At 66.1% G+C, this 18,769-nt stretch carries 4 protein-coding genes; 2 read left to right on the top strand and 2 right to left on the bottom strand.

What is annotated here, in order from left to right; all coding sequences use genetic code 11:
• The first annotated feature begins 4 nt into the window (after positions 1-4).
• Both lapD and PI990_RS19220 read left to right on the top strand, forming a co-directional pair.
• Complete coding sequence (lapD, locus tag PI990_RS19225; RefSeq protein WP_271658147.1) at positions 5-1,954, top strand: cyclic di-GMP receptor LapD; 1,950 nt, start codon at positions 5-7, stop codon at positions 1,952-1,954.
• Positions 1,955-2,017: 63 nt separating this feature from the next.
• On the top strand, positions 2,018-2,236 hold the full coding sequence (locus PI990_RS19220) for a hypothetical protein (protein ID WP_271658146.1): 219 nt from the start codon (positions 2,018-2,020) through the stop codon (positions 2,234-2,236).
• 41 nt (positions 2,237-2,277) lie between these two features.
• Here the strand turns inward: PI990_RS19220 and PI990_RS19215 are convergent, their stop codons facing one another.
• Together PI990_RS19215 and PI990_RS19210 are read right to left on the bottom strand one after the other, a co-directional pair.
• Positions 2,278-2,616, bottom strand: a complete 339-nt coding sequence (locus PI990_RS19215; RefSeq protein ID WP_271658145.1) for a tryptophan synthase subunit beta — start codon at positions 2,614-2,616, stop codon at positions 2,278-2,280.
• A 136-nt stretch (positions 2,617-2,752) separates the two neighbouring features.
• Entirely contained in the window at positions 2,753-18,475 is a 15,723-nt protein-coding gene (locus PI990_RS19210) for a retention module-containing protein (RefSeq protein ID WP_271658144.1), read from the bottom strand.
• Positions 18,476-18,769: the final 294 nt, after the last annotated feature.

Below are 18,769 nucleotides of genomic sequence, written 5' to 3'. Positions count from 1 at the left end.
CGAGATGTCCCTGTTCAAACAGCTGTTGATCGCCATCTGCCTGTTCCTGGTCGTCGCCTTCAGCGGCAGCTTCATGGTCAGCCTGGAAAGCTCGCGCGAGCAGTACGTCAACCAGTTGCGTTCCCATGCCCAGGACGCGGCGACGGCCCTGGGCCTGTCGCTGACGCCGCACATCGACGATGCGGCGATGGTCGAGCTGATGGTCAGCTCGATCTTCGACAGCGGTTACTTCGAGCGCATCCGTGTGATCGACATGGCCACCGGCAAGGTGATCGTGGAGCGCACCGGCGTGCCCGATGCGGTGGCGGCCCAGGTGCCGCAGTGGTTCGTGTCGCTGATCGGCCTGGAGTCGGCCGGCGGTGATGCCATCGTCAGTCGCGGCTGGACCCAGGCCGCGCGGGTCGAGGTGCAGAGCCACCCGATGTTCGCCATCGCCAAGTTGTGGCAGAGCGCCCTCGGCAGCCTCGGCTGGCTGGCCCTGTGCGGCCTGGTCAGCGCCGGCCTCGGTGCGGTGCTGCTGCGTCGTCAACTGCGCCCGCTGGACTACATGGTGGAGCAGTCCCACGCCATCGCCCGTCGCGAATTCCTCAGCCTGCCGCAGTTGCCGCGCACCCCCGAGCTGCGCCGTGTGGTGCAGGCGATGAACCAGATGGTGGAGAAGCTCAAGGCGCTGTTCCAGGAGCAGGCCGAGCGCAGCGAGCGCCTGCGCGACGAGGCCTACCAGGACAGCCTCACCGGCCTGGGCAACCGCCGTTACTTCGAGATGCAGCTCAGTGCCCGCCTGAGTGCCGAGGACCAGGCCAGCAGCGGCTACCTGCTGCTGTTGCGGGTCAACGACCTGGCCGGCCTCAACCAGCGCCTGGGTGGCCAGCGCACCGACCAGTTGCTCAAGGCCGTGGCCGAGCAGCTCGTGCGCAACAGCGCGGGGCAGGGCGCCGGCCAGTTGCTGGCGCGCAGCCGCGGTGGCGAGTTCATCCTGCTGGCGCCGGGCCTGGTGCGCGAGGAGGCCGAGCAACTGGCCACCCGCCTCGATGGCGCCCTCGGCAGCCTGGCCAGCACCGGTGCCACCGACACCCATCCCGTGGCCCATATCGGCTTGGTGCCTTTCGCCCCGGGCGAGTCGCAGCAGGACCTGATGATGCTCGCCGACGAGGCCCTGGCCCAGGCCGAGCGCCAGGCCGACCGCGCTTGGGCGTGCATCGAGCAGACCCGCGCCGGCAATGTCGGCGATGACCGTCACGCCTGGCACGCCTTGCTGGACAAGGCCCTGGCCCAGGGGCGCTTCCAGCTGTTCTTCCAGCCGGTGGTGGCCAGCCGCGAGCCGTCGCGGGTGTTGCATTACAAGGTGCTGTCGCGCCTGCCGGACGAGCAGGGCGAGAGCATCCCCGCCGGGCGTTTCCTGCCCTGGCTGGAGCGCTTCGGCTGGTCCACGCGCCTTGACCTGGTGATGCTGGAACTGGTGCTGGCGCAGATGGCCGGCCACGACCAGCCCCTGGCGCTGAACCTGTCCGGCGCGCTGCTGCGTGACGAGAAGGCGCTGAACCGTGCCCTCGACCTGCTGCGTCAGCATCCGCAACTGGGCCCGCGCCTGACCCTGGAACTGGAGGAAGACCAGTTGCCCGAGCAGGCGGTGCTGGAGAGCCTGACCCGGCGCCTGCGCGAGCTGGGTTTCGCCCTCAGCCTGCAGCACTTCGGCGGTCGCTTCAGCATGATCGGCAACCTGGCGCGCCTGGGCCTGGCCTACCTGAAGGTGGATGGCAGCCACATCCGCGCCATCGACACCGAGAACGACAAGCGCCTGTTCATCGAGGCCATGCAGCGCGCGGCCCACAGCATCGACCTGCCGCTGATCGCCGAGCGCGTCGAGACCGAGGGCGAGCTGCGGGTGCTGCAGGAAATGGGCATCCAGGGTGCCCAGGGCCAGCTGTTCGGCGCTCCCGCCCCCTGGCGTTGATCCCGGGCGGAGGCGGGCGCCACGGCCCCGCCTTCCGGCCGTTGCCTTGAACCATCCCGCGCTTTGCCCGGTCCCCTGACCTACGCCAGAACACGGCGTCAGGAGGCCCATGCACTCACCGAAGAACAGATCGACGCCACCCTGTCGGTGATTCCCGGCACCGCGACACCGGCACGCCCGGTGCAGTACATGGGGCAACTGCAGGCCGAGGTGCCTCGGGCGTTCTGGCTGGCACTACAGGAAGAGGGGCTGGTGGGCGCGGATGTGCCGTTGCCGGTGTAGGGCCCGGCGCAGCGGCGGCAAAGGGGGAGGCAGGGGCCGGGTCAGATGACGCCGGACTCCTCGTCGTTGATCAGGCGGTTCAGGCCGCCGAGGGCCTCGCGTGCCTGGTTACGGCTGAGCAGCTTGGATTGCGCGGCCTGGGGCAGGTCGGTGATGCGGATCACGCCCTTGGTCATCAGCAGGCCGATGAGGTCTTCCAGTACCCGGATCATTTCCTGGTCGCTCTGCTTGAGCTGCATCAGGCTGGCTTCGACGGTCTGGTTGGAATACCAGGCGAGCACGAGCTGGTCATCGGCGGGGAGCATGCCGGTGAAGCCTTCGAACTCTGCCGCTTCCACGCGCACCAGTTGACCCTGGCCGTCTTGCTGAACGTAAAGCATGGGGTACCCCCTTTCTGAGGACATGAAAAGACCTGCGCCAATCTACACGCGCAGGCCAGTGGGGAACATGGGGAAAGCGAACCGGCCGCCTCCCCGCCGCCGGTGCACGGCGACGGGGAGGGGCGTTGTCGGTGGATCAGTGGTGCTCGGTTTTCACCAGCGGGTCGGAGCCGGCCACCAGGGAGCTGACGATCTGCGAGGAGGTGGAACCGTACTGGGTCAGGTCCACGCCTTCGAGCTTGATGGTCACATCGGCGCCGCTGTTGATGTTGCCGGTGGTGCTCACCTGCAGGGTGCTGGTGGCGGTGTCGACCTTGAGGTAATCGAGGAGGTTGCCGGAGTGCGCGGCATCGGGCAGCAGGTCGCTGAGGTCGATGCGGTCGCCCTGGGTGGCGTTGAAGTCCTTGATCACGTCGTTGCCGACATCGCCCGCCTTCCACATGAAGACGTCCGCGCCTGCGCCACCGGTGAGGGTGTCGTTGCCGATACCGCCGATCAGCAGGTCGTTGCCGTCACCACCGTTGAGCAGGTCGTTGCCAGCGTTGCCGTAGAGCACGTCGTGGCCGTTGCCGCCGTTGATGATGTCGGAGTACTTGCTGCCATTGATCAGGTCGCTGGCTTCGGTGCCGGTGGTGGTCTGGATGGTGTGAACCGCCCAGCCGGTGCTGGTTTCCACGAATTCCTGGCCGCTGGACAGGGTGGTGGCCTGGAACAGCTGGTAATCGCCGGTACCGAGGGTCTTGTACGCCGAGTCATCGCTGCCGCTGGGCTTGAGCTCGATCTTCAGGGTGGCGGAGCCGCCCTGGTCCCAGTACAGCAGTTCCAGCGCCTGCAAGCCGCCGGTGAGGCTGACGTTCTTGTAGGTGTCGGTGGTCGTGGACTGGATCTTGTCAGCGTTGGCGACGTCCTGGCCGTCGATCAGCAGGCGGTAACCGTCGTCCGCCGTGATGCGGATGTCGTAGGTTCCGCCGTTGCCGACGTCGATGAAGCCGTGGGCGCGGATGATGGCGTCACTGGTGTCACCCAGGTTCGCCCCGCCGGCCTTGAGGCTGGTGACGTTGCCGGTACTGGCCGCCGTGAGGAAGTCGTACAGGTTGTTCTGGCTGTTGTTGGACGAGCCGATGGTGGTGCCGCTGGTGACGGTGCGGTTGTCACCGAGGTCGTCGCTGAACACCGGGCTGCCGTTCTTCAGGCCGTAGTCGATGACATTGGCGATGAAGGTGGCGTTGACCGAGCCATTCGCCGCGTTGGTGTTGGAACCCACCAGGCTGCTGTTGTTGCCGGAACGGCCCTCGATGTAGTTCTCGACCTGGCTCAGGGTGGTGAGGTTCGGCCGGCTGGTGCCGTTCTCGCTGTAGCCCCAGTACTCGCCGGTCAAGCCGCCACTCAGGCTGGTGGTGCCGGTGGCGTCGGCCATGGTGATGGTGTTGGTGGTGTAGCTGGTGTGCTCCACGCCGCCATCGACGATGTTCAGGGTCAGGTGCTGGGACGCCGTGCTGGCAGTGCTGCCGTTGGGTTCGGTGCTGACCGCCTTGACGTCCAGGCCGATGTCGCCGCGCACGTCACCGGAGACCTGCAGCTTGGCGGTGGCCAACTGGGCAGCGGTGAGGGTGTACACGCCGTTGACCGCGCTGAGGGTTGTGCCGCCGACGACGATGGTCGAACCGTTGGACAGGTTGCTCAGCTGGTAGCTCAGGCTCTCGGAACCGTCGGTGTCGGTCAGTGCGCCGCCGATGTAGTTGGCCAGGGCGATGCTGGTCTTGCCGCTGACGCCGCCATCGCCGGCCACCACGCCCTGGGACGAGGTGAGGGTGATGTTGTCGATCAGCGCGCCACGACCACTGGAGTCGGTGGAGGTGCCGGCCAGCTTGATGGTCAGGGCCTCGGTATTGCCGGTGCCGACGAAGCTGAAGTGGATGTTCTCCCAGTTCAGGCTGGTCTGGCTGCTGGTGGAGGCGTATTCGCCCACCAGGGTATTGCCGAGGTAGACGGCGATCTTGGTGAAGCTGGTGTCGAAGCCCAGGCGGCCGGCGTAGTCCATGTTCAGCTCGTAGACCTTGCCGACCTCGGTGGTGACGTTGCGGGTCACGCCCAGGGTCTGCGACATGCTGCCGCTGGCGTCGTTGAGCTCCAGGGCGTCGTTGTTGCCGGTGCCCTGCAGCTTGACGGTGACCATGTTGCCGGCCTGGTTCTGCATGCTGTCGCCGTTGGCCCAGACTTCGAACACGTTGTTGCCACCACTGCGTACATCGCCGGTGGTGACCAGGTTCCAGTTCTCGAAGGTGGCACTGGTGACGTCCTGGGAGGTGCTGTCGCTGTTCGGCGCGCTTTCCCAGGTGGTGGTGAACAGGTTGGCAGCGGCCGCCGACTTCACGGTGAGCGTCGGGACGTCGGCCGACGGCGCGATGTCGATGCTCATGGTGCTGCTGGCGGTGCTCAGGGAGCCGTCGCTGCCGCTGTACTTGAACTCGGCGTAGGTCTGCTTGTTCAGGCCGACACCGGTGTTGCTGAAGCTGTCGTGACCGGATTCGTTGGAATCCGGCACGAAGCGCAGGCCGCCGCCATCGATCACCGACTTGGTGACGGTGGTGTTGGCGCTGACATCGGTCCAGGTGTTGCCCACCTTGACCTGCAGCTTGCCTTCGCCCGGCAGGCTCTCGACCTTGATCGACAGGCTGCTGTTGGCGTCCACGTCGCTGACCTTGAAGTCGCTCCAGCTGAAGACGTAGTTGGTGTCTTCGTTGCCGGTGACCGCAGCGCCAGCGACCACCACGGGGGCTTCGTTGACGTTGGTCACGGCGATGGAGTAGGTCGCCGACTGGGTGCTGCCGTCGGAGCTGGTGGCCAGCACGGTGATGGTGTGGCTGGTGGCGGCCTCGTAGTCGAGCTTGCTGCCATCGGCCACGGTGACGACACCGGTGGTGGCGTTGATCGCGAAGCGGCCGCCGGCGTTGTCGGTCAGCGCGTAGGTCACGCTGGTGCCGGCATCGCCGTCCACACCCAGGGCGGTGACGCCCACGCGGGTGCCGGTGGCGGCGTTCTCGGCCACGGTATTGGTGGCGCTGTCGGAGTCGCTGAGGGTCACGCCGTTGTCGTTCACATTGCTCAGGTTGATGGTGAACACCTGGGTGTTGGTGCTGCCATCGGAGCTGGTGACCTTGACGGTGATGTTGTGGCTGGTGGCCGCCTCGTAGTCGAGCTTGGTGCCATCGGCCACGGTGACCACACCGGTGGTGGCGTTGATCGCGAAGCGGCCACCGGCGTTGTCGGTCAGCTCGTACTTGGTGATGGTGGCGCCGGCGTCGCCGTCGGTGCCCAGTACGGTGAGGCCGACGGTGCTGCCGTTGGCGGCATTCTCGGCAACGGTGTTGGCGGCGGCGTTGCTGTCGGTGATGACCACGCCGTTGTCGTTCACATTGCTCAGGTTGATGGTGAACACCTGGGTATTGGTGCTGCCGTCGGAGCTGGTCACCTTGACGGTGATGTTGTGGCTGGTGGCGGCCTCGTAGTCGAGTTTGCTGCCATCGGCGACGGTCACCACGCCAGTGGTGGCGTTGATCGCGAAGCGGCCACCGGCGTTGTCGGTCAGCTCGTATTTGGTGATGGTCGCGCCGGCGTCGCCGTCGGTGCCCAGTACGGTCAGGCCGACGGTGGAACCGTTGGTGGCGTTCTCGGCAACGGTGTTGGCGGCGGCGTTGCTGTCGGTGATGACCACGCCGTTGTCGTTCACGTTGCTGAGGTTGATGGTGAACACCTGGGTATTGGTGCTGCCGTCGGAGCTGGTGACCTTGACGGTGACGTTGTGGCTGGTGGCGGCCTCGTAGTCGAGCTTGGTGCCATCGGCCACGGTGACGACACCGGTGGTGGCATTGATCGCGAAGCGGCCGCCGGCATTGTCGGTCAGCTCGTACTTGGTAATGGTGGTGCCGGCATCGCCGTCCACACCCAGTACGGTCAGGCCCACGGTGGAACCGTTGGCAGCGTTCTCGGCAACCGTGTTGGCCGCGGCATTGCTGTCGGTGATGACCACGCCGTTGTCGTTCACATTGCTCAGGTTGATGGTGAACACCTGGGTATTGGTGCTGCCATCGGAGCTGGTGACCTTGACGGTGATGTTGTGGCTGGTAGCCGCCTCGTAGTCGAGCTTGGTGCCATCGGCCACGGTGACCACGCCAGTGGTGGCGTTGATCGCGAAGCGGCCACCGGCGTTATCGGTCAGCTCGTACTTGGTGATGGTCGCGCCGGCGTCGCCGTCGGTGCCCAGTACGGTGAGGCCGACGGTGGAACCGTTGGTGGCGTTCTCGGCAACCGTGTTGGCCGCGGCATTGCTGTCGGTGATGACCACGCCGTTGTCGTTCACATTGCTCAGGTTGATGGTGAACACCTGGGTGTTGGTGCTGCCATCGGAGCTGGTGACCTTGACGGTGATGTTGTGGCTGGTAGCCGCCTCGTAGTCGAGTTTGCTGCCATCGGCCACGGTCACCACGCCAGTGGTGGCGTTGATCGCGAAGCGGCCACCGGCGTTGTCGGTCAGCTCGTATTTGGTGATGGTCGCGCCGGCGTCGCCGTCGGTGCCCAGTACGGTCAGGCCGACGGTGGAACCGTTGGTGGCGTTCTCGGCAACCGTGTTGGCCGCGGCGTTGCTGTCGCTGATGACCACGCCGTTGTCGTTGACGTTGGTGACGTCGATGGTGACGGTGGCGGTGACCGGGGTCTTGCCGTCGGTGGCGCTGACCTGCAGCTGGTGCTGGGTGGCGGTCTCGTAGTCCAGGGTCTTGCCGTTGGCGAGGGTGATCACGCCGGTGCTGGAGTTGATGCTGAACAGGCCAGCGTCGTTGCCACCGGTGATGCTGTAGAACAGCGGCTCGCCATCACGGTCCTGGTCGGTGCCGGTGAAGCGGTCGCTGAGGTCGGCGATGGTGCTGCCGGAGGCGATGTTCTCGGCGAAGCTCACGGTGCTGTTGGCCAGGCCTGGGGCACTGTCCAACGCCGCGACCTGGATGGTCATGGTGTTGGACGTGGAGAAGGCGCCGCTCTGGTCCTGCACCGAGAAGCTGAAGCTGCTGTTGCCGTTGGCATTGGCTGCCGGGGTGTAGACCAGGGAGGCGATCTGCGCCGCGGTGATGATCATGCCGACGGTGACGGCTTCGTTGCCCAGGCTGAGGCTGCCGCTGGCCGGCAGGCTGTTGATGCGGATGCCCTTGAGGCTATCGCCGGTATCGACATCGTTGAAGGCGAAGTCGCCGCTGGTGAAGCTGCGCGGGGTGTCTTCGTTGGTGTTGACGGTGTTGTCGGCGCTGGTGGGCGCGTCATTCACGGCGTGCACGGTCACCGGCAGGGTCAGGTTGGTGCTGGCCTTGTCGCCGTTGGCCCCTTCGGTAGCGGTCGCGGTGACCTTCAGGTCGAAGGTGCCGTTGTAGTTGGCCGGCGGGGTGATGCTCAGGTTGCCCAGGTTCCAGCTGCTGATGTCCGTGCTGGTGCTGCCGCTGGTGGCGGTGAAGCTGTTCACACCGTCGGTCAGGGTGGCGCCCTCGGGGATCTGCGAGATGCCCACGGAGAGGCTTTCCGAGCCGTCGGTGTCCTTCAGCGAGGCGGTCAGGCGCGACAGCGGGATGCTGCTGTCCTCGTCACCTTCGTTGACGTTGTAGAGCTGGTAGTAGCCCTTGCCGTCGCTGCCATGCAGCTCCGACAGGTGCAGGCCGTTGCCGGCCAGGTCGCTGGGCTTGGTGTAGAGCTGCACGTTGGCGCTGGACAGGTCCTGCACCGGGCCGTTGCCGACCTTGACGTTGACGTCCAGGGTGCCCGGGCCGCTCTGGTTGTGCTGGTAGATGTCCAGGGTGTAGTAGCCGCTCTCCTGGGCGGTGTAGCTGCCGCTGAACTGGCCAGTGGAGCCGCCCCAGGTTGCGTTGGCCACGGTGGTGCCACCCACGGAGACGAGCACGCTGTCGTCACCCGAGCCGCTGAAGGTGTAGGTCTGACCGGCTTCGAGGTAGATCAGGCCGCTGAGCTTGTTGGCCACGCCGGCGTTGACGCTGTCGATGTGGGCATCGGCCAGGTTGCCGCTGCTGGCGGGGGTGCCGGCGGCGTCGATGGTGCTCTTCAGGGTGGCCGGGTTGGCACCGTTGCCGCCGCTGCCCAGGGGCAGGTTGTTCCAGCTCTGTTGCAGCAGACCGGTGGCCGCGGGGTTGCCGCTTGGGGCCTGGGCGCCGAGGTTCGGGGCATCGGCCACGGCCTGGATGCCGACCTGGACGGTGGCGGTGCTGTTGCCGCCCTTACCATCGGTGACGGTGTAGGTGATGGTGTCCGCACCGCTGTAGTCGCCGGTGGGGGTGTAGACCAGCTTGCCGTCGACGATGCTGACGCTGCCGTGCTGCGCGTTGGCGCCGATCAGGGTCAGGCTGTCGCCGTCGACGTCGCGGTCGTTGGCCAGCACGTCGATGGTGACGGCGGTGTCTTCCAGGGTGCTGGCGGTGTCGTTGGCCGCAGTCGGGGCATCGTTGACCGGGTTGACGGTGATGTTGACCACGGTATCGACCACGCCACCCTTGCCGTCGCTGACGGTGACCACGAAGCTGTCCGGCCCGTTGTAGTCGCCGTTGGGCTTGTAGGTGTACTCGCCGGTGTTCGGGTTGAGCACCAGGCTGCCGTTGGCGGTGCCGGTCTTCAGGGTGTAGGTGAGGCTGTCGCCGTCCACGTCGGTGGCCGTGATGCGGCTGATCAGGGTGCCGTCCTCGTCCACGCTGGCGGTACTGTCGGGCGCGACGGGCACGTCGTTGACCGGCTTGACGGTGACGCTGACCAGGCTGGTGGTGGTGCCGCCGTTGCCATCGCTGATGGTGACGGTGAAGGCGTCGCTGCCGTTGAAGTCCTTGGCCGGCTGGTAGGTGTAGGTGCCGTCGGCGTTGAGGGTCACGGTGCCGTGCTGCGGGCCGTTGCCGTTGGCGATGCTGTAGGTGAGTGTGTCGCCGTCGACGTCACGGGCGGTGACCTTGCCTTCGACCGGGGTGTCCTCGTCGGTGCTGACGCTGGACGGGCTGCTGGTCGGTGCATCGTTGACCGGGTTGACCTTGATGGACACCACGGAGTCGGCATAGCCGAGCTTCGGATCGTAGACCCGGATGGTGAAGGTGTCGGTGCCGTTGAAGTCCTTGTTCGGCGTGTAGGTGTACTCGCCGGTGACGGTATTGAGCAGCAGGGAGCCGTGGTCGACGCCGGCCTGGATGACGTAGGTCAGCTTGTCGCCGTCCACGTCGCTGGCGACGATCTTGCCGCTGACGCTCTGGTCTTCATCGGTTTCCTTGGCCTGGTCGGCGGTGACCGGGGCGTCGTTGACCGGCTTGACGGTGACGCTGACCAGGCTGGTGGTGGTGCCGCCGTGACCATCGTCGATGGTGACGGTGAAGGCGTCGCTGCCGTTGAAGTCCTTGCCCGGCTTGTAGGTGTAGGTGCCGTCGGCGTTGAGCGTGACGGTGCCATGCTGCGGGCCGTTGCCGTTGGCGATGCTGTAGGTGAGGGCGTCGCCATCGGCATCGCGGGCGACGATCTGGCCGTCGATCGGGGTGTCTTCGTTGGTGCTGATGCTGGACGGGCTGCTCACCGGTGCGTCGTTGACCGGGTTGATCTTCACGCTCACCACGGAGTCGGCGTAGGCGCCTTTCGCGTCATAGACGCGGATGGTGAAGGTGTCGTTGCCGTTGTAGTCCTTGTTCGGCGTGTAGGTGTACTCGCCGGTGACGGTGTTGAGCAGCAGCGAGCCGTGGTCGACACCGGACTGGATGACGTAGGCCAGCTTGTCGCCTTCCACGTCGGTGGCGACGATCTTGCCGCTGACGCTCTGGTCTTCGTCGGTTTCCTTGGCCTGGTCAGCGGTGACCGGTGCATCGTTGACCGGGGTCACGTCGATGCTGATGAGGCTGGTGGTGGTGCCGCCCTTGCCATCGCTGATGGTGACGGTGAAGGCATCGGGCCCGTTGTAGTCCTTGTTCGGCCGGTAGGTGTAGCTGCCGTCGGTGTAGAGGGTGAGGGTGCCGTTCTGCGGGCCGTTGCCGCTGGCGATGCGGTAGGTGAGGGTGTCGCCGTCGACGTCGTGGGCATCCACCTTGCCGCTCACCGGGGTGTCTTCGGCAACGCTCAGGTTGGCCGGGTTGGCGGTCGGTGCGTCGTTGATCGGGTTGACGGTGATGCGCACCACGGCGTCGACCACGCCGCCCTTGCCATCGTTGACGGTGACGGTGAAGGAGTCCGGGCCGTTGTAGTTGGCGTTGGGCTTGTAGGTGTACTCGCCGGTGGCGGTATCCAGTACCAGCGTACCGTTGCTGGTGCCGGACTTGAGGCTGTAGGTCAGGGTGTCGCCGTCGGCGTCGGTGGCGTTCAGCTGGCTGGTGAGGCTGCTGTCTTCGTCCACGTTGACGAATGCGTTGTTCATCACCGGCAGGTCGTTCACCGGGTTCACGCCCAGGGCGACCTGGCCGCTGACGGTGGCGGTGCCATCGTTGACGCTGTAGGTGAAGCTGCCAACGGCCTGGCCGGCGCTGTAGTCGGCCGGGGCGTTGTACTTCAGGCCTTGCAGCTGGGCGCTGGTGAGGGTCTGGCCATTGGTGAGGGCGGTGCCGTCGGCCAGGGTCACGCTGCCGAGGGTCGGCAGGCCGGCGACCTTGATGGTCAGCGGGTTGCCGTCCACGTCGGTCGGGGCTTTCAGGCCCAGGTTGGTGCCGACGCTTTCCTCCGCCACGGTGAGGGAGGTGCTGTCGACCACCGGTGCATCGTTCACCGGCTTGACGCCCACGGTGACGGTGGCGGTATCGGTGCCGCCATGGCCGTCGCTCACGGTGTAGGTGAAGGAGCCGGTGCCGTTGATGTTCGGCGCAGGGGTGAACACCACCTTGCCGTTGACCAGTTCCACGGTGCCGTTCTTGGCGCCTTGGACGCTGATGATGGTGAGGCTGTCGCCGTCGACATCGGTGTCGTTGCCCAGCAGGGTGGAGGGCTCGATGGTCAGCGGCTGGTCTTCGTTGGTGGTCAGTACGTCGTTGCCGGCCTGGGTCAGCTGGCTGCCGCCGACCACGGTGTAGCTGCCGCCTTCCGGACGCAGTTCGACCTTGAGCTGGGCCTGGCCGCCCTGGTCCCAATAGACGATCTGGATGTTGTGGGCACCGCTTTCGGTGATGGTGAAGGTGGCCGATTCGCGCGCGGTCGGGCCCTGGTTGCCGTTGAATTCGGCGACCACCTTGCCGTCGATGACGATGCTGTAGCCGTCGTCGGCGGTGACCTTGAACTGGTAGGTGCCGGCGGCGAGGCTGATCTGGCCGGTGAGCTGGATGATGGCGTCCGAGCTGTTCGCCGGGTCGGTGTTCAGGGAGCCGGCATCGGCGCCGAGGAATTTCTGCAGCTGCTGGTCGCCGCCCAGGTCGGTGGACACGCCGTTGCCGTAGTTGAGCTGGGTGGCGGTGAAGGTGGCGCTGGGGGTGCGGCCGGCGATGAAGGCGGTGACGCCGGCGAGGTTCTCCAGGTTGCCGCCGTCGGTGCCTTCACGGTAGGCGTAGTAGTTGCCCTTGAGGCCGGCGATGACGCCGAAGTCGTCGTTGGCATCGGGCGCGTCGTTGATCGGGTTGACGCCCAGGGTGACCTTGCCTTCGACGGTGGTGGTGCCGTCGTTGACGCTGTACTTGAAGTCGCCAACCGGGTCGCCGGCCTTGTAGTCGGCCGGGCCGTTGTACTTCAGGCCCTGCAGCTCGGCGCTGGTCAGGGTCTGGCCGTTGGTCACCGGGGTGCCATTGGCCAGGGTCACGGTGCCGACGGTGGGCAGGCCGCTGACGGTGATGGTCAGGACGTTGCTGGTGTCGACGTCGGTCGGGGCGGCGATGTTCAGCGGAGTGCCGGTGCTTTCTTCATCGACGGTGACGCTGGTGTCGGTGACCACCGGGGCGTCGTTGCGGCCCTCGATGGTGATCGAGGCGTTGGCGCTGGTGACGCCGCCGTGGCCGTCGCTGACTTCGTAGCTGTAGGTGAGGACGACCTTCTCGCCCACGGCCAGGTAGTCGTACTTGGACGGGTCGATCTTCAGGCTGTTGCTGGCGGCGTCGAAGCTGACGCCGGACGCATCGCCGCTGCCCACCTGCTGGACGTTGCCGACGCTGAGAACGTCGTTGGCGTCTTCGTCGGAGGCGTGCTGCAGCAGGTCGAGGCTGTAGGCGGACGCGTCTTCGTGGGTCAGGGTGGTGGCGACACCGCTCACCACCGGGGCGTCGTTGCTGCCGGTGAGGGTGATGGTGACGTCACGGGAGACCGGGGCGCCGCTGCTGTCGGTGACGGTGACGCGGTAGACCAGGGTCACGGTCTCGCCGGCGCCCAGGTAGTCCAGCGCGCCGGCGGCGACGCTGTAGTTCCAGTGCACGGAGCCCTGGCCGTCGCCCTGGGCGGCATCGCTGATGCTGGCGCTGAGGTTGCCCAGCACGTTGACGCTCTGGCCGTTGCCGTCCTTCGCGCTGACCAGCTCGGTGCCCACGGTGTGGGTGTTGCTCAGGTCGGCGTCGCTGAAGCCGAAGTCGCCGCTGGCGGTCAGGCTGCCGGCGTTCTCGCCGGGCACGCCGTCGGCGCGTTCGGTGATGCTGCCGCTCTGTACGGTGCTTTCCAGTACGGGGGCGTCGTTGCGGCCCTCGATGGTAAGGGTGGCGGTGGTGGGGGTGACGCCGCCGTTGTTGTCGACCACGTCGTAGCTGTAGGTGAGCACCAGCTTCTCGCCGGCGGCGAGGTAGTTGTAGGCGTTCGGGTTCACCTGCAGGCCGTTGCCGCTGAGGGTCACGCCCGAAGCGTCGCCGCTGCCGACCTGCTTGAAGTTGCTGATGCCCAGCACGTCGCTGAGGTCGACATCGCTGGCGTTGGCCAGCAGGTCGACGCTGAAGGAGGCGGCGTCTTCGTTGCTGTCCACGGCGATGGCGCTGCTGACCACCGGCGCGTCGTTGACTCCGTCGATGGTGACGGTGGCGCTGGTGGTGACCAGGCCGCCCTTGCCGTCGCTGACCTGGTATTCGTAGGTCAGGACGACGCTCTCGCCCTTGGCCAGGTAGTTGTACCGGGACGGGTCGACCACCAGGGTGTTGCCCTGGACGGTGACACCGGCGGCGTCGTTGCCGCTGGTTTCCCTGACGTTGACGGCGCTGAGCACGTCCTTGGCGTCGGCATCACTGGCCTTGGCCAGCAGGTCGATCACCTGGCCGGCGGCGTCTTCGTTGGTGCCGTAGGTGATGGCGCCGCTGACGACCGGCACATCGTTCACGCCGGTGACGGTGATGGTCAGGGTGTTGCCGCTGGACAGCGAGCCGTCGGTGGCGGTGAAGGGAATCTGGATGATCAACTGCTCGCCCTGGCCCAGGGCCTGGTAGGCGGCGTTGCTCGGGTCGAAGGTCCAGGTGCCGTCGGCGTTCAGGCTGAAGCCGGCCGGGGCGGGGTTGTTCAGGGTGAAGGTCAGGGTGTCGCCGTCGACGTCGGTGGCATCGAGCTTGCCGCCGATGGCCGGGGCGTCTTCGACGGTGGTGGCGCTGCTGGCGCTGGCCACCGGGGCGTCGTTCACCGGAGTGATGTTCAGGGTGATGCTGTCGGTGTCGCTCAGCTTGCCGTCGCTGGTGCTGATGGTCAGGGTGTCCTGGCCGTTGTAGTTGGCGGCGGGGACGTACTTCAAGCCCTGCAGGGCGGCGTTGATGGCCGCCTGGCTACCGGACAGGGTGATGCTGCCGGTGCCGTTGCCGCTGAAGGTCAGGCCGTTGGCGAGGATCGGGCCGAGGCTCAGCACGCCGTGGTCGACGCTGAGGGTGGTGGTCAGCTTGTCGCCGTCCACGTCGCTCACGGCGACGCTGTTGTTGCCGAAGAGGCTGAAGACCTTGCTGCCGTCCTCGGCCAGGGTCTGGGCGCCCGGGGTGCTGTTGACCGGGGCATCGTTGACCGGGGTGATGTCGAACTTGAGGGTGGCGGTGCTGGTGAGGCTGCCGTCGCTCAGGGTGTAGGTGACGCTCGGGACCGGGCCGTTGTAGTCCTTGGCCGGCTCGAAGGTGAAGTCACCGTTGGCCTTGATGGTCAGCTTGCCGGTGCCCAGCAGGTCGATGGTGCCGCCGGCATTGGCGCTGACGAGCGGGAAGCCGGTGATGTTGAACTTGGTGACCACCAGGGTATCGCCGTCCACGTCCTTGTCGTTGGTCAGGACGTTGCCGGTGGCGGTCTGGTCTTCGTTCAGGGTGACGCTGTCGTTGACGCCGACCGGGCGGTCGTTGACCGGGGCCACGGTGATGGTCGCGGTGGCCTTGTCGGCGGAAACGGCGCCGTTGTTGTCGACGGCGCTGTATTCGAAGGTGGTGGTGCCGTTCCAGTCCTTGGCCGGGACGAAGTACACCGGGCCGGTGACGCTGTCGCCGGCCTTCAGGGCGGTACCGCCGTTGGCGCCGGCGTACAGGGTGCCGTTGGCGGGCACGGAGCCGATGGTGAAGCCGGTGACGCTGCCGTCGACATCGCTGCCGGACAGGTTCACCTGGATGCGTGCGGCCTGGTCTTCGTTGCCCGAAGCGCTGACGGCATTGGCCACCGGTGCGTCGTTGGTGCCGGTGAGGGTGATGGTCAGGGTGCTGTCGGCACTGGCGCCGTGCTCGTCGGTGACGGTGACCGGCACCTTGATGACCAGTTGCTCGCCACCTTTCAGGTAGTCGTAGGCGGCGTTGCTGGCGTCAAAGGTCCACTTGCCGTCGTTGCCCAGGGTCAGGCCGGCGATATTGGTGGTGGTGCTGAAGGCGAGGACCGCGCCGTCGTCGACGTCATTGGCGGCGATCTGGCCGTTGATCTGGCCGTCGCCTTCGCTGGCGGCAGCGGTGGCGGCGGTGATGGTCGGCTTGTCGTTCACGCCGGTGACGGTGATGGTCAGGGTGCTGCTGCTGGACAGCTTGCCGTCGGTGGCGGTGAAGTTGATGGTCAGGGTGGTGGACGCGCCTTCGGCCAGGTGCTGGTAGTCGGCGTGGCTCGGGTCCAGGGTCCAGGTGCCATCGGTGTTCAGGGTGAAGCCGCCGGGGAGGGTGCCCTTGGCGCTGTAGGTCAGGGTGTCGCCGTCGACGTCGGTGGCGGCCAGCTTGCCGCCGATGGCCGGGGCGTCTTCGGTGGTGGCATCGGTGGTCGGGGTGGCCACCGGCGCGTCGTTCACCGGCTTGATGGTGAGGGTGACGCTGTCACTGTCGCTCAGCTTGCCGTCGGTGGTGTTGATGGTCAGGGTGTCCTGGCCGTTATAGTCCTTGGCCGGAACGTACTTCAGGCCCTGCAGGGCGGCGTTGATGGCCGCCTGGCTGCCCACCAGGGTGATGCTGCCGGTGCCGTTGCCGCTGAAGGAAACGCCGCCGCTCAGCGGGCCGAGGGTCAGCGCGCCGTGTTCGACGGAAAGGGTGGTGGTCAGCTGGTCGCCGTCGATGTCGCGGACCGCGATGCTGTTGCCGGTCAGCAGGCTGAAGCTCTTGCTGCTGTCTTCGTTCAGGCTCTGGGCGCCGGGCACGGTGTTGACCGGGGCGTCGTTGACCGGGGTGATGTCGAAGGTGAGGGTGGCGGTGCTGGTGGCGCTGCCATCGCTCAGGGTGTAGGTGATGGACGGCACCGGGCCGTTGTAGTCCTTGGCCGGCACGAAGGTGAATTCGCCGTTGGCCTTGATGGTCAGCTTGCCGATGACCAGGTCGGCGGTCTCGCCGGCCTTGAAGCTGACGAAGGGCAGGTTGGTCAGGCTGAACTTGGTGACGGTCAGGCTGCTGCTGTCGACGTCGGTGTCGTTGCTCAGCACATTGCCGGTGGCGGTGGTGTCTTCGTCCAGGGTGATCTTGTCGGCCACGCCCACCGGGGCATCGTTGGTGCCGTTGATGGTGATGGTGACGCTGGTCTTGGTGCCGTCGGCAGCGGAGACCTCGAAGCTTTCGGTGCGCTTGTCACCGACGTTCAGCTCGTTGAAGGCCGAGTTGGCGACGAAGGTCCACTTGCCGTCGGTGCCGATGCTGAAGGTGCCGTAGTTGCCGGCGACGTTGTTCTGCGCCACGAAGGTGTTCGGGCTGTCGACGTCGCTGATGGTCAGGGTGCCGTTGGCGGTCACCGGGGCGTTGGTCTCGGTCAGCTGCACGTTGGCGCTGCTGAGGACGGCCGCGTCGTTGGTGCCATTGATGGTGACGGTGACGCTGGTCTCGGTGCCGTCGGCGGAGACGACCTTGAAGGATTCGCTGTAGGACTGGCCGACGTTCAGCTCGTTGAAGGCCGAGTTGGCGACGAAGCTCCAGTTGCCGTTGGCGTCGATGTTGAAGGTGCCGTAGGTGCCGGCAACGTTGCTCTGGGCAACGAAGGTGTTCGGGCTGTCGACATCGCTGATGGACAGGGTGCCGGCGGTGCTCAGCGGGGCGTTGGTTTCGGTCAGCTGCACGTTGGCGCTGCCGAGGATGGCCGGGTCGTTCACGCCGGTGACGGTGACGGTCAGAGTGTTGGTGGCCTGGGCGCCGTGCTCGTCGGTGACGATGTACTGGATGGTGACGGTGGTGGTCTCGCCTTCAGCCAGGGACTGGTAGGCGGCGTCGCCGGCGTTGAAGGCCCAGGAGCCATCGGCATTAAGGGTGAAGCCGGCCGGGGCCTTGCCATCCACCGCATAGGAGAGGACCGCGCCCTTGTCGGCGTCGGTGGCCACCAGGTTGCCGGTGATGCTCTGGTCTTCGGTCACGGCCGCGGTGGTAGCGGTGGCGATCGGGGTGTCGTTGGTGCCGGTGAAGTTGATGGTGATGACGCGGGTATCGCTAGCGCCGGAGGGGTCCTTCACGGTGACGGTGAAGTTCTCGCTGGCGTTCTCGCCCAGGCCCAGGCCGTTCACGGCATCGGCATTGACGACATAGGTGTAGCTGCCATCGGCGTTGACGGTGAGCTCGCCGTAGGCGCCCTTGGCGCTGCCGCTCCAGGTCAGAACGGTGTCGTCGACGTCGGTGGCGGTCAGTTGGCCCTTGATGTCGGCGAAGGTATCGGCGGCGGCGGTGTCGTCGACGCTGGCTTCATAGGTGCCGCTGGCGACCGGGGCGTCGTTCACCGGGTTGATGCCGACGTTGACGGTCAGCGGGGTGGAGGCGCCGCGGCTGTCGCTCACGGTCACTTCGAAGCTGTCGCTGCCGTTGTAGTCCTGGCCCGGGGTGTAGGTCCAGGTGCCGTCCGGGTTCAGCGCCAGGGTGCCGTTGGCCGGTACACGGGTGACGGAAAAGGTCACAAGGTCGCCGTTGGCGTCACGGCTGGTGAAGGTGCCGCTGAGCGGGATGTCTTCGTCGGTGACCAGGTTGAAGGTGGTGATGGGGTTGCCGGAGCCGTCGGTGAACTCGGGGGCGACGTTCTGCAGCGGGTCCTGGGTTTCGTCACCGCCGGCCGCCTGGAAGGCCAGGCCTTCGGTGTTGAAACCGACGGTGGGGTCGACGCGCTCGCCCGTGGCGTCCAGCAGCACGAAGCTGTGGCTGCCGCCGGCCGCGCCAGTACCGCCAGCACCGCCCGCAGCAGGGGCGCCGCCGGCCGCGGTGGCTTCGAAGGCTTGGGTCGGGTCGACGCCGGCGGCGATGGCTTTCTGCAGCTCATCGGCGCTGGGTGCCTGGGTGGCCGGCTTGTCGTCAGCGGCCTGGGGGGCGATCTCGGCGCTGCTCCACTGGGTGTCGCGGCCGAGGTCGAGCATTTTGCCGTTGGGCAGTTCAAGGGTCACCATGCCCGCAGCGCCGGTGATCAGCTGATCGCCCTGGAAGATGCGATCACCTTCTATGAGCTGGCGCTGCACACCCTCCGGAGAGACTGCAACTACTTGGCCGACAACGCTCTTGACGATTGCAACGACACTGCTCATGAGGGTGACTCTCCTGGTTTGGCTCTAGCTTCGGCGTGCTGCTTCGGTGCTCTTGCGAAGAGCCGTTTCGATGCAGGCATTCCCTTGTTTAAAGGTGGTATTTTTTTGTCGTCAATTTATTGGCTTATCGCGTTTTGCTATTAAGTTTATGCCAATGTATTGACCAATTGGCATCCATCCTAAACAATCGTTTTCGTAATGTCACTTTGATATTCGATGGCCGTCCGGAATTTTTCAATGAGACTTGGATCACGGTTTTCTGCTCCGCGAGAGCGAGGTTGATGCCAATTTCAT

The organism is Pseudomonas sp. TUM22785 (genome assembly GCF_028198105.1).
GTDB lineage: Bacteria > Pseudomonadota > Gammaproteobacteria > Pseudomonadales > Pseudomonadaceae > Metapseudomonas > Metapseudomonas solani.
The sequence above is the reverse complement of the archived record's forward strand: the minus strand, read 5'-3'. Positions and strand labels throughout refer to the sequence as shown.